Annotated in this window: 12 protein-coding genes; 3 read left to right on the top strand and 9 right to left on the bottom strand. The window is 74.2% G+C overall.

Annotation, left to right across the window (positions count from 1 at the left end):
• Positions 1-200 precede the first annotated feature (200 nt).
• Complete coding sequence (locus FKD65_RS01595; protein ID WP_141575541.1) at positions 201-1,400, top strand: AI-2E family transporter; 1,200 nt, start codon at positions 201-203, stop codon at positions 1,398-1,400.
• A 142-nt stretch (positions 1,401-1,542) separates the two neighbouring features.
• On the top strand, positions 1,543-3,381 hold the full coding sequence (locus FKD65_RS01590; protein WP_141575539.1) for a glycoside hydrolase family 3 protein: 1,839 nt from the start codon (positions 1,543-1,545) through the stop codon (positions 3,379-3,381).
• 127 nt (positions 3,382-3,508) lie between these two features.
• On the opposite strand, the gene FKD65_RS01585 is transcribed toward FKD65_RS01590, so the two are convergent.
• The gene (locus FKD65_RS01585) at positions 3,509-4,549 is read right to left on the bottom strand and encodes an alpha/beta hydrolase family protein (protein WP_240809931.1); all 1,041 of its coding nucleotides are present in this window, start codon (positions 4,547-4,549) and stop codon (positions 3,509-3,511) included.
• 125 nt (positions 4,550-4,674) lie between these two features.
• A complete protein-coding gene (locus FKD65_RS01580; RefSeq protein ID WP_141575537.1) occupies positions 4,675-5,442 on the bottom strand; it encodes an alpha/beta fold hydrolase in 768 nt (255 codons plus the stop codon).
• A gap of 83 nt (positions 5,443-5,525) precedes the next feature.
• On the opposite strand from FKD65_RS01580, the gene FKD65_RS01575 reads away from it, so the two are divergent.
• Positions 5,526-6,488: a YafY family protein gene (locus FKD65_RS01575; RefSeq protein ID WP_240809930.1), complete on the top strand. Its 963-nt coding sequence runs from the start codon at positions 5,526-5,528 to the stop codon at positions 6,486-6,488.
• A gap of 24 nt (positions 6,489-6,512) precedes the next feature.
• Here FKD65_RS01575 and FKD65_RS01570 read toward each other — a convergent pair whose 3' ends face one another.
• The 7 genes from FKD65_RS01570 to FKD65_RS01540 form a co-directional block, all read right to left on the bottom strand.
• Positions 6,513-7,079: a GNAT family N-acetyltransferase gene (locus FKD65_RS01570; RefSeq protein WP_141575535.1), complete on the bottom strand. Its 567-nt coding sequence runs from the start codon at positions 7,077-7,079 to the stop codon at positions 6,513-6,515.
• A gap of 75 nt (positions 7,080-7,154) precedes the next feature.
• Complete coding sequence (locus tag FKD65_RS01565; protein ID WP_141575533.1) at positions 7,155-8,183, bottom strand: YihY/virulence factor BrkB family protein; 1,029 nt, start codon at positions 8,181-8,183, stop codon at positions 7,155-7,157.
• Positions 8,184-8,203: 20 nt separating this feature from the next.
• Complete coding sequence (locus tag FKD65_RS01560) at positions 8,204-8,626, bottom strand: DUF3618 domain-containing protein (protein WP_141575531.1); 423 nt, start codon at positions 8,624-8,626, stop codon at positions 8,204-8,206.
• A complete protein-coding gene (locus FKD65_RS01555) occupies positions 8,623-9,111 on the bottom strand; it encodes a phage holin family protein (RefSeq protein WP_141575529.1) in 489 nt (162 codons plus the stop codon). Before FKD65_RS01555 ends, FKD65_RS01560 begins: the two co-directional genes overlap by 4 nt.
• 132 nt (positions 9,112-9,243) lie before the next feature.
• Positions 9,244-10,368 carry an AAA family ATPase gene (locus FKD65_RS01550; RefSeq protein ID WP_141575526.1) on the bottom strand — a complete coding sequence of 375 codons (1,125 nt, stop codon included), beginning with the start codon at positions 10,366-10,368 and terminating at the stop codon, positions 9,244-9,246.
• On the bottom strand, positions 10,355-11,140 hold the full coding sequence (locus tag FKD65_RS01545; RefSeq protein ID WP_141575524.1) for an RNA ligase family protein: 786 nt from the start codon (positions 11,138-11,140) through the stop codon (positions 10,355-10,357). Before FKD65_RS01545 ends, FKD65_RS01550 begins: the two co-directional genes overlap by 14 nt.
• Before the next feature lie 52 nt (positions 11,141-11,192).
• A complete protein-coding gene (locus FKD65_RS01540; RefSeq protein ID WP_240809929.1) occupies positions 11,193-12,587 on the bottom strand; it encodes an MFS transporter in 1,395 nt (464 codons plus the stop codon).
• Positions 12,588-12,659: the final 72 nt, after the last annotated feature.

The following is a 12,659-nucleotide window of genomic DNA, read 5'->3' as shown; positions in this document are numbered from 1 at the left end:
CCCGACCGGCGGCACCTTCGCGACCTGCCGGCGCGCTTCCCGGCGAGCGCCCACGCGGATCCGGCTCGGGCGCCCGGCCGCGGCTCGGCGCGACCGCCCGGCGGGCCGGGCGCGGCGGGGGCTGAAATCCCGGCAAAGCTTGCCCCTGCCGCGGTGCGGGGCGTCCGGATCGCCCTCCTGGCCGCCGTTAACGTGCGGGAATGCCGCAGACGCCCGGCCCGACGCCCGGCGACACGCCCGCCTACGGCCCGGCCGACGTCCCGCCCGACGCCCGCGCCACCGAGCGGGCCGCCGAGCGGTCGCACCGGATGCCGCCGTGGCTGCCCAGGGCGTTCGCGCTCGCCGGCGGCGGCGTGCTCGTGTTCCTGGCCACCCTGTGGCTGCTGGAGCGGCTGCGGGATCTGCTGCTGCTCCTGCTGATCTCGCTGTTCCTGGCCTTCGCGATCGAGCCCGCGGTGAACTGGCTGGCCTCGCGCGGGTGGCGGCGCGGCGCGGCGACCGCGGTGATGTTCGTGGTCGTGGGACTGCTCCTGGCCGCGTTCCTCGGCGGCATCGGCTCGCTGCTGGCCGCCCAGGCCACCAACCTGATCGGAGGGTTCCCCGGCTACGTCCGCGAGTTCGTCGGCTGGGTGAACTCCACGTTCGGGACACATCTGTCGCAGCGGACCATCTTCCAGCGGCTCCCCACCATCACCGACGCGCTGTCGCGGCACCTGTCGAGCGTCGCCGCGAACGTGTGGGGCTTCGGCACGACCGCCTTCGGCGTCGTCTTCAACTTCCTCGGCGTCCTGCTGTTCACCTTCTACCTGTCGGCCGAGGGCCCGCAGTTCCGCCGGACGGTCTGCTCCCTGCTGCCGCCGCACCGCCAGCGCGAGGTGCTGCGCGCCTGGGAGATCGCCGTCCACAAGACCGGCGGCTACATCTACTCGCGGGGACTGCTCGCCCTCATCTCCGGCATCGCCCACTACGTGCCGATGGTCCTGCTCGGCGTCCCCTACGCCGCGGCCCTGGCGCTGTGGGTGGGGGTGGTGTCGCAGTTCATCCCGGTCGTCGGCACCTACCTGGCGGGCGCCCTGCCCGTCCTGATCGCGCTGACCAAGTCGCCGAGCACGGCACTGTGGATCCTGCTGTTCATCATCGCCTACCAGCAGTTCGAGAACTACCTGCTGCACCCGCGCATCACCGCGCGGACACTGGACATGCACCCCGCGGTCGCGTTCGGGCTCATCCTGGCCGGCGCCGCCGTCGCCGGGCCCGTCGGGGTGCTGCTGGCGATCCCGATCGGCGCCAGCCTCCAGGCCTTCGCCGGCGCCTACGTGCGCCGCTACGAGGTCGAGGAGCATCCGCTGACCAGGCCGGACGAGCCCCCCGGCCGCTGGTGGCGGTGGCTTCACCGCTGACGCAGCCCGAGCGCTTCACCCGGCCGGGGACGGCTGCCGGGCGGATCGTCGACCATTGCCGTGGACGAGGGCCGTCCGCCGCGGTTACCGTGCCCGGGAGAACCTTGATCATCAGGCAGCTCGGGGGAGGGAGGGGGCCGTCATGCACCGTCCCCGCAAGCGCCGCCGCCGGTGGGTCGCCGGCCTCGCGGCGGGAGCACTCGCGGTGACCGGCCTAGGCGCCGTGGACGCGTCCGCCGCGCAGGCGGCGCCGGACGCCGGCAAGGACCCCCGGCTGCTCCGGATCCTGCGGTCGATGCCGCTGCGGGACAAGGTCGCGCAGCTGTTCGTCCTGCAGGTCTACGGCAAGAGCGCGACCACCGCCGAACCGGCCGACGTCGCCGCCAACCGCAGGCTGTACGGGGTCGACAACGCCGCGCAGGTCGTCGCCCGCTACCACCCCGGCGGCTTCATCTACTACGGCGACAACGTCGCCGGCCCCAAGCAGCTCGCCGCGTTCTCCAACGGCATCCAGCGCGCCGCGGCCGCGCAGCCGCTGCGCGTCCCCGCCACGATCGCCATCGACCAGGAGGGCGGCATCGTCGCCCGCGTCCAGCCGCCCGCGACGCAGTCGCCGGGCAGCATGGCCCTGGCCGCCGGGCGCCGCACCGGCGACGCCCGCGCGCTCGCCCGCATCACCGGCACCGAGCTGCGCGCCATCGGCGTCAACCAGGACTACGCGCCCGACGCCGACGTGAACGTCAACCCGGCCAACCCCGTCATCGGCGTCCGGTCCTTCGGGTCCGACCCCGGGCTGGTGTCGGACATGGTGACCGCGCAGGTCGGCGGGTACCGGGACGGGGGAGTGACCCCGACCGCCAAGCACTTCCCCGGGCACGGCGACACCACCACCGACAGCCACACCGGCGTCCCGCGCATCGACCACACCCGCGCCGAATGGGAGCGGCTCGACCTGCCCCCGTTCCGCGCCGCGATCAGGCAGCGCGTCGACTCCATCATGACCGCGCACATCGTGGTGCCGTCGCTGGACCCCTCCGGCGACCCCGCCACCCTGTCGCGGCCCATCCTCACCGGCATCCTGCGCGACCGGCTCCACTACCGGGGCGTCGTCGTCACCGACGCCCTCGACATGCAGGGCGTGCGCGACAAGTACGGCGACGAGAACATCCCCGTCCTCGCCCTCAAGGCCGGCGTGGACGTCCTGCTGAAGCCGCCCGCCGACGCCCAGGGCACCGGCGTGTTCCCCCGCCAGCTCGCGGCCGTCGTCAACGCGGTGAAGGCCGGTGAGCTCACCGAGAAGCGCATCGACGAGTCGGTCTACCGCATCCTGGAGCTCAAGCAGCGGCGCGGCCTGTTCCGCGACCCCTACGCCGACGAGTCGAAGATCGACCAGGTCGTCGGGACGCCCGCGCACCTGGCCGCCGCGCAGCGCGCCGCCGACCGCACCACCACCCTGGTCAAGAACGGCGCCGGGATCCTCCCGCTGCGCCCCGGCGCCCGCAAGGCCCTGGTCACCGGATGGGGCGTGTCCACCACCGCGACCCTCGGCACCGAGATCGCCCGGCGCGGCGCCACCACCACCATCCGGCAGACCGGACTCAGCCCCGGGCAGGCCCAGATCGACGAGGCGGTGGCCGCCGCCCGCGACCAGGACCTCGTCGTCGCCGTCACCAACCGCGCCTGGGACGTCAAGGACGAGCCCAACCACAACGGGCCCGGACAGATGAACCTCGTCAAGGCGCTCGTCGCCACCGGCAGACCGGTCGTGGTCGTCGCCGTCCGCGACCCCTACGACATCGCGTGGTTCCCCGAGGCGACCACCTACGTGGCCACCTACTCCTACACCGCCGAGGCGCTGCGCTCGGCCGCCAAGGTCCTGTTCGGCGAGCTCGACCCGCGGGGGCGGCTGCCCGTCGCCATCCCCGTCCGCGACCAGCCGGGCGCCGTCCTCTACCCGTTCGGGCACGGCCTGTCCTACTGACCCGCCGTTCCCGCCGACCCGCCGCCCGGCCGCACGAGAGACGGCCCGGTCCCGGCGCGGCAGCCGCCGCCGCGCCGGGACCGGGCCGGTTTCGGATCGGGGGGACGCGCCGGGCGCGCCCCGCGCGTCACACCCTCCGCGCGCCGATCGACTTCATCAGCGCCGGCCACACCGCGCTCGCCTCGCGGACCCACGCCGGCCAGTTGTGCCGGCCGTCGCCGTAGATGTGGGCGGTGTAGGGGATGTTCAGCTGGTCCAGCCGCTTCTGGAAGTCCTTGTTGTTCGCGCCGACCGCGATCTCGCTGAGCAGGCCGATGTCCCACGGCGCGACGTCGGGGTCACCGGGGCCGGGCCGCCCGGTCGTGCCCGCGGAGAAGTACAGGCCGGTGCCGCGCAGCTTGGGGGCCAGCGAGTACGGGTCGTGCGCGGCCCAGTTGGCGTCGTCGGACCACGGGACGCCCCAGATCGCGAACGGGTCCTGACCGTTGCCCGCGTTGGTGAACATCAGCAGCGCCGGGATCCCGATCGAGCGCATCGACAGGATGCCGCTCAGCGACGCCGCGTACTTGAACATCCCCGGGTGCCGGGCGGCGTAGGACATCGCGCCGGCGCCCCCGGAGGAGTTGCCGATCGCCGCGCGCAGCGCCCCCGCGTGGTAGTTGCGCTCCATCAGCTGGCGCACCTCGGCGGTGTGGAAGGTCTCCCACTTGGGCGTCCCGCCCTTGCCGTAGTTGTACCAGTCGGTGTAGGAGCCGTTGTCGCCCTCCGGCATGACGACGATGACGTTGTACTTGGCGGCCCACGCCTCGATGTCGGTGTTGCGCGTCCAGGAGGTGTAGTTGTCCTGGCCGCCGTGGTAGGCGTACAGCACCGGCCACGTCGCGGTCGCGTTCCGCGTCCAGTTCTTCGGCAGCAGGATGCGGGTCTTGACCGTCCTGCCGAGGGCGGGGGAGGCGATGGCGATGTCGACCTCGTGCGAGGCGATCTTCTTCTCCGCGGTGATCCGGGCCCCGTCGTCCGCCCTGGCCGGTCCCGCGAGCGCCTGCGCCGGGCCGCTGCCGACCGCGCCGAGGCCGATCGTCAGGACGGCGGTGACCGCCCCCGACGCCAGCGAGCGCCGCCAGGTGACTCGGTGCTGTCGGCGGCGGACGGTAGGTGTCGTGTGCAAGGCTCACCTCGCCGATCGGCCCGACCCCCGTGGCCGCGCGACTTCCGCAGAGTGTCCTCGCCTCCGCCGAAACGATCTACATGGCCGGGTTACAAGATTTCTCCGCGAGGCTGTGGAGAAGTGAGTCATCGGGCGCCGCCGGAGGCGGATCCGGCCAGCAGCGCGGCGAGCTCGCGGGGCCTGGAGAACATCGGCCAGTGCCCGGTCGGGAGTTCGTGGTAGGTCCAGCCGGGTCCGGTCATCATCGAGAAGACCGGGTGCCCGCCCTCGCCCATCTCCCTGACCGCGGCCAGCGGGATCGTGGACGCGATGAGCGTGCGGGGGACCTCCGGCAGCGGGTCGGGCCGGGTGAGGGCCTGCGTCGCGGTGCCGAACGGCTGGGGCGTTCCGCGCTCGCGCATCTCGGTCAGCCGCTCGCCGGTCAGGCCCGCGAGGTTGACCGGGTCGTCCTGCGGGTCGAACGCCGGCACCGGGATCTTCCAGCCGTCCCCGTGCTCGGCGACGGCCTTCTCCAGCTCCGCGCGCGAGTCGGGGTCGCGGAAGTCGATGCCCGCCAGGCCGGACGGCATGGGGCCGCTGTCGACGTAGACGACCCGGGCGATCCGGTCGGGGGCGCGGTCCGCGGCGCCCGTGACGGCCATGTTCGCGCCGCTGTGCGCGACCAGGACGACCCCGGTCAGGCCGCGGTCCTCGATCAGAGCCAGCAGGTCGGCGATCTGGGTCTCGACGTCGGCGCCGGGCGGGGTGTCGACGGCCCGCTCGGCCTGCCCGGCCGGCGTCACCGCGTGCACCGCGTGGCCGGCGGCGCGCAGGTCGGCCGCCACCTCGTCCCACGCCCACGCGCCGAGCCAGTAGCCCGGGACCAGTACGAACGTCGCGTTTCCGGTTGCCATGGTGAGCCGTCCTCTCTCGGTGGATACGGCTCCACGCTAAGGTCGATACAGGACAGAACCCGCCCGGATTAAGCGAGTGGCCTGTGTCACAACCCGCCCCGTCCCACCCGACGACCCGCGTCCTGGCGATGCTGGAGCTGCTCCAGGCCAATCCCCGCATGGGCGGGCCGGAACTGGCGCGGCGGCTCGGCGTGGACGAGCGGACCGTCCGCCGCTACGCGGCCCGGCTGGAGGACCTCGGCGTCCCCGTCGTCGCCGAGCGCGGCCGGTACGGCGGCTACCGGCTCATGCCCGGCTACAAGCTGCCGCCGCTCATGCTCACCGACGACGAGGCCGCCGCCGTGGTCCTGGGGCTGCTGGCCGGCCTCCGGGTGGGCCTGCCCGGGCAGGCGACCGAGAGCGCGCTGGCCAAGGTGCAGCGGGTCCTGCCCGCCGCCCTCCGCGACCGCGTCCAGGCGCTGCGCGAGACGCTCGGGTTCACCCTCGCCGCCCGCGACCCCGCCGCACCCGACACCGGCACCGTCCTGACCCTCGCGGCGGCGGCGAGGCAGAGGCGCCGCGTGCGCGTACGCTACCGGTCCTGGCAGGGCGCCGAGACGGAGCGGGACCTGGACCCCTACGGCCTGGTGTTCCACTCGGGGCGCTGGTACGTCACCGGCCACGACCACCGCAGCAGAGAGATCCGCACGTTCCGCGTCGACCGCGTCGCCGCCGCCGAGCCCGGCGACGCCCGCTTCGAGCCGCCGGACGGCCTCGACCCCGTCCAGCACGTGACCCGGTCGCTGGCGCGGGTGCCCTACGCCCACGAGGTCGAGGTGCTGCTGGAGACGACCCTCGCCGAGGCGCGGCGCCGGATCCCCGCCACGACGGCGACGCTGGCCGAGACCGCCGGGGGAGTGGTGATGACCACGCGCGCCGAGCGGCTGGACGGGATGGCGCTGATGCTGGCGGGCCTGGGCTTCCCGTTCGCCATCCGGCGGCCCGAGGAGCTGCGCGGGCACGTCCGCGACCTGGCGCGGACGCTGGAGGAGCAGGCCGGGCGATGACGTGGCAGCCCGCTCAGGACAGGGTCAGGCCTTCGCGCGGGCGTCCCACTCGTGGCGGAGCATCGCGTAGACGACCTCGTCGCTCCACTCGCCCTTGACGATCTCGTTCTGCACCAGGTGCGCCTCGCGGCGCATCCCGAGACGCTCCAGGACGCGGGCGGAGGCGGCGTTGCGCCCGTCCAGCCGCCCGCAGACGCGGTGCAGGTCCAGCCCCTCGAAGCCCAGCCGCAGCACCACCTCGGCGGCCTCGGTGGCGAACCCCTTGCCGTGGTAGGCGGGGTTGAAGATGTAGCCGATCTCGCCCTGCCGGTGCTCCCGGCTGCGCCACTGGAGGTTGACCTCGCCGATCAGGTCACCGGTCTCGCGCCACTCCACCGCCAGGACCAGCCAGTCGCCCTCCTTCTCCACGGTGGAGGCGCTCATCTTCTGCCTCAGGAACGACCGGGACTCCTCGAGGGACCGGGGCTCCCAGTAAAGGAAGCGCGCCACCTCGGGCAGGGACTGGTAGGCGTACAGACCCTCCAGGTCGTCTTCGCGGAACGGCCGCAGGTCCAGCCGCTCGGTCTCGATGGGATAGGCGGGACGGAGCATGCGATGATCCTATTCAGGCGGTCCGGTCCTGTGCGACCCGTGATTCCCCGGTAGCACGCCCCGCCCCGCGGCCCGCTAAAGCCGGTGCGCCCCGTGCTCGTCCTTCGCCTCGTGCCCGTCGTCGTTCCCGTCCTTGCCGTCGTGCTCGTCCTCGACGCCGTTCTCGCGGCGCTCGTCCTCGTCGAAGGCGCGGGTGTCGCGGAACTCCACGTACGGCTCCTCCTCGGGGGGCTGCCCGGCCGCGATCACACGGCTGCGTTCGAGTTCGGCGTCCAGTTCGGCGCCCAACAGGATCGCCAGGTTCGTGATCCACAGCCACACCAGGAAGATGATGATCCCCGCGAGGCTGCCGTAGGTCTTGTTGTACGAGGCGAAGTTCGCGACGTACAGCGCGAAGAGCCCGGACGCCGCCAGCCACAGCAGGATGGCGAGCGCGCTGCCCGGGGTGACCCAGCGGAAACCGCGCTTGGCGTTGGGGGAGGCCCAGTACAGCAGCGAGAACAGGAAGCCGACCACCAGCACCAGGACCGGCCACTTGGCGATGCCCCAGGCGGTGACCGCTTCGGAACCGAGCCCGAGCGTGTCACCGACCTTGCGGGCCAGCGGCCCGGAGACCACCACGGCGATCACCGAGGCCGACAGCAGCACCAGCGTCAGCAGCGTCACCGCGATGCGAAGCGGCACGGTCTTCCAGAACGGACGGCCCTCGGGAACGTCGTAGACGGCGTTGGAGGCGCGCATGAACGCCCCCACGTAGCCCGACGCCGACCAGACGGCGGCCGCGAGGCTCAGTACGGCGACGAAGCCGGCGCCGCCGGCGCCGCCCTCGAGCTGCCTAATCGAGCTGACCAGCAGGTCCCGGACCGGGCCCGGCGCCAGGCTCCCGACGCTCTTGACCAGGTTGTCGGTGGCCGACTGGCCGGCCATGCCCACCAGCGACACCACCACCAGGATCGCCGGGAAGATCGACAGGATGGAGTAGTAGGTGAGCGCGGCGGCCCAGTCCGACAGGTTGTCCTTCTGGAATTCCTTGAGGGTGCGCTTGAGCGTCTCCCACCATGACCGCGCGGGCAGGTCGGTGGGGGCGCCGGGGAGTTTGCGCATTTCGGTCTTCTTCCCGCCGCTCAGGACCGGCCGGTGCGGTGCACCATGACGGCGCGCTTCTGCCCGGTGCGCATTCGCACCCGCACCGGGGTCCTGGCCGGCGGCGAGGCCTTGCGGCCGCGCCCATGCCGCGTCTGCGGCGCCGCGTGGCGGCGGCGCATCCACACCACGCCCAGGGCGAGCCCGCCGGCGGACGCGACCACCACGGCGCCCAGGCGGGCCCTCGCCTTGGTCTTGTCCGAGCTCGCGACCTTCCGCGCCGTGGCCGCGGCGTCGCGGGCCCTTTCGCGCGCCTGCCCGACCTTCTCCCGCGCCATGGCCTTCACGTCGGCCTTGGCGGCGAGCTGCTCCACCGTGTCTCCGAGATCGTGCCGGGCCCGGTCGACCTCCTGACGGAGTTCCTCGGTGCCGGCCGCGGCCCCGTGCTTGCCCTGCATCGTCATCGGTGCGTCGCCCTCTCCTTCAGCTCGGACACGGTCTGCTTGGCCTCGTCCATGGCCTTCTCGGGCTTGGGCGGCGCGGCCCGCCGGGTCTGCGCCCGGCCCATCAGTGCCAGGACGCCCGCCACCACCAGCAGGAACACGCCGATGATCAGCGCGGCCGCCCAGACCGGGAGCGCCAGCGCGATCGCGGCCACCGCCGCCGCCAGCAGGACGGCCACGCCGTACAGCGCGACCAGCGCGGCGCCGCCGAACAGGCCGGCACCGGTGCCGGCGTGCCGGCCCTTGTCCTTGAGCTCGGCGACCGCCAGCCGCATCTCGGCCCGCATCAGGTCCGACACCTGCTGCGTGGCCTGCCTGATCAGCTCGCCGGTCCCCGCCTCGTGGCGCTCGGCGCGGAACTCCGGTGCGCTCGCCGCGTCGTGCCGGTGCGCGCCCGTCGTCCCGGCCTGGCCGTCGCCGTCGTGTTGCTGCCGCACGATGCTCATGCCTCCAGGCCCCCTCCACGTTTTCGAACCCTGCGCAAGGGCGTTCCCTGTGCGCATGGGCTAAACGTGGTCGCGCCACGACACGCGGTCGGCGGGCGGGGTTCCGGCCCGTCCGGACCTCCGGTCAGCGGCTCACGCGGTGGTCAGCCAGTCGACGCGGTGCGCCTCGGTCGGATCGGGGGTCTCCCAGCGGCGCACGAGCCGGTCGATGACCGGGTCCGGGACGGGGGAGGTGCGGGCCCGGTTGCGCTCGCGCAGCACCCGCGGCGGCGCCTCCAGCGCGACGACCTCCACCCGCCCCCGGTACCCGGCGATGAGGCCGGTGCACAGCTCGCGCTGCTGCCGCGACACGTTGGTGGCGTTCCACACGAACGACCGCCCGGCGCGCAGGTGCTCCCGGGCCAGCTCGTGAGCGGCGGCCGCCACGGGGCGCTGGTCGCCGGCCGGGTCGACGCCCATCTCGGCCCGCAGCCGGTCGAGGCTGACGACGGGCGTCCCCGGGCGGTGGGCGGCGATCCAGTGGTCCTTGCCGGCGCCCGGCAGCCCGGACAGGACGGTCACGGTGCAGCGCGTGTCGTCGTAGGCGGCGTAGGCGGGATCGCGGTCGGGCTTGCGGAAGTACCAGAACCGCGCGTGGTCTGAGGGGAACGCGCGCGGCCCGTCCAGGCAGTCCTGCTCGGCGCAGTACTCCCCGTAGAGGGCGACGTTGTCCAGCAGCTCGTCGGTGTCGGGGCAGATGCGGCCGAGGATGTCGGCGGAGGCGAGCAGCACCAGGTCGTCGTTGCGGGCCAGCAGGCTGACGCGGAACGCGATCTGCCGGAGGTCGGGGCGCTCCAGCGCCCAGAACGGCACCTGGTGGTGGCGGATCAGCGCCGCGACGTGCTCGCGCCAGGCGACCGGGGCGCCCAGCTCCCACAGGACGGCCCGCACCATCAGGTCACCGCGGCGGGAGTGGCCGCGCGCGGTGATGCGGCCGTCGTCGTCCAGGGCGGTGCAGTGCGGCTTGGCGATGTCGTGCATCAGCACGGCCGTGAACAGGCGGACTCGCTCCTCCGGCGGCCGGGCGCGCCATCCGGGAAGTGACGCCAGCGCCTCGCACGCCATCCGGGTGTGGGTCTCGACGTCGCCTTCGCCGTGGTAGACGGCGTCCTGCGGGACGTCCGCCATGTCGCGGACCCAGGAGAAGGCGTCCCGGATCCGGTCCCACGGGACCGTCCAGTTCGGTGGCGCCGGACACAGCTCCTCAAACACCCGCATACAGCACCTCCGGGTCGGCCAGGCCGTTGGCGACGATGGGGCGCTCCTGCCAGTGCGTGCCCGAGTCGAGGATCGCGTTCAGGAAGCTCGGCCGGACCCACTTGTAGCGGTCGACGGTCTTCCCGCCCTCCTCCACCTTGATGTACAGGCCCTCCATCTCCTGCGAGGCGTCGGTCTCCGCGGCGACGCGGTCCGGGTCGGCGCCGCCCGCCTCGGCCGCCGCGCGCAGCGCGTCCCGCCACCGGGGAGTGCGGCAGGTGGAGGGGCCGGTGAGCCTCGTCAGCGCGGCCAGGTCCGGCAGCGGGCCCTCGTGCAGGACGGGCACCGACACCACCGGCGTCCCGGCGAGCAGCTCGCGGCGCGCCTCGGTCGACAGGAACGTCCCGTCCCGCCGGTCGAGGACGTCGAACTCGCAGAAGTAGTGGGGGAGCGCGTCGTAGAAGACGGTGTGCTTGGCGTACAGCCACTCCCCGTACAGCACGTACCGGTCCGCCAGGCGTTCGCGCAGGATGTGCTGCACCGACGCCGCCCACGCCTTCATCGGCCCGAACTGGCGCTCGCGCGGCCCGCCGGTCAGGTAGTGGCCGCGGCTCTGCAACCGCAGCTCGCCGGCGGAGGTGAAGCTGATGCCGGCGTTGGCGCCGTCGAGCTTCTCCTCCACCACCAGGTACCGCCCGGCGATCGCCTCGAACGGCACGGCGGCGAGATCGTGGTCACCCGGCTGGAGCCGGGATCCCGCGATGTGCCGGGTCCGGGGGTACTTGCGAAGCATGCCCACCGTTCTAGGGCCGGGCGGCCGGTCCCGCCAACCGGTTTTCGGTCCGTCAGCGGGCCGGGACGACGCGGGTGAGGGCCAGCGCGGCCAGCCACAGGCCCGCGCTCGCCCAGGCCAGGACGTGCAGGCCGGAGGCGAACGCGGGCTGCGGCGCCGGGCCCGCGACCGCCCCGTACACCGCGACGCCGAGCGCCGTCCCGACCTGGCGGGCGGTGTTGTTGAACCCTCCGGCCAGCCCTGCGTGCGCCGGGGGCACGGCGCGCATCGCGGCGGCGACCACCGCGGTGACGACCAGGCCGTCCCCGATCCCGATGCCGAGCAGGGCCGGCAGCAGCGCCGCGTAACCGCCGCCGGGCCCGGCCGTGAGCAGGGACAGGGACCCGGCCGCGGCGACGGCGGCGCCCGCGGCGAGCGGCACCCGCGTTCCGAACCGGGCGGTGAGGCGCCCGCTCACCGGCGCCAGGACCGCCAGCGGCGCGGCCATCGGCAGCAGCATCGCCCCGGACAGCAGCGCGGAGCGGTCCCCGGCCTGCTGCAGCCGCAGCGTCGCCACGAACAGCACCCCGTTGGTGACCAGGTTCATGATCAGCGCGATGCCGCCGGCGCCGAGGAACGCCGGGGCCCGCAGCAGCGCGCCCGGGACCATCGGCGCGGCCGCGCGCCGCTCGGCCAGGACGAACGCCGTCCCGGCGGCCAGGGTGAGGGCGGCGGTGGCGGCGGCGCCTGCGCGGTGGCCGTGGCCCGCGGCGATGACCGTCCAGACCAGGCCGCCCAGGGTGAGCGGCGCGAGCACCATCCCGGCGCGGTCCAGCGGGGCGCCGGCCCGGGGCCGCGAGGGCTCGCGGACCAGGGCCTGGACGCCCGCGATCGCCGCCGCGGTGATCGGCACGTTCAGCAGGAAGATCCACCGCCAGCCGGCCGTGTCGACCAGCAGCCCGCCCAGCAGCGGCCCGGCCGGCAGGGCCGTGGAGGAGATGCCCGCCCACACCCCGAGGGCGCGCGCCTGCTCGGCGCGCCCCGGATGGTACGCGGTGATCAGGGCGAGGCTGCCGGGCAGCAGGAGCGCGGCGCCAGCCCCCTGCGCGATGCGGGCCGCGATGAGCGGTCCGGCGCCGGGCGCGGCGCCGCAGGCCAGCGACGCCAGCCCGAACAGCGCGAACCCCGTGAGCGTCAGCCTGCGGTGCCCGATCCGGTCGCCGAGGGCGCCGCCGCCGAGCAGCAGCCCGGCGATCGCGACCGCGTACCCGTCCACGACCCCTTGCAGGCCGGGCAGGCCGGTGCCCAGGGCCCGGCCGATGCCGGGCAGCGCGACGTTGACGACCGTCACGTCCAGCAGCACCAGGAACATCCCCGCGCACAGGATCGCGAGCATCGCCCCGCGCCGGGGCGCGGGGCCGGCCTCCCGGGCGGCGGGGACCCCGGTGGCGCGCGTTGTGGAATCCATGGCGCCACAGTGGCGCCCGGACGTTTCGGCGCGGCTCGAAGCGTCCGTCCCGCCGGGCCCGCGGCGGGGACG

The sequence above is a fragment of the Actinomadura sp. WMMA1423 genome (genome assembly GCF_006547145.1).
Classification (GTDB): domain Bacteria; phylum Actinomycetota; class Actinomycetes; order Streptosporangiales; family Streptosporangiaceae; genus Spirillospora.
The sequence above is the reverse complement of the archived record's forward strand: the minus strand, read 5'-3'. Positions and strand labels throughout refer to the sequence as shown.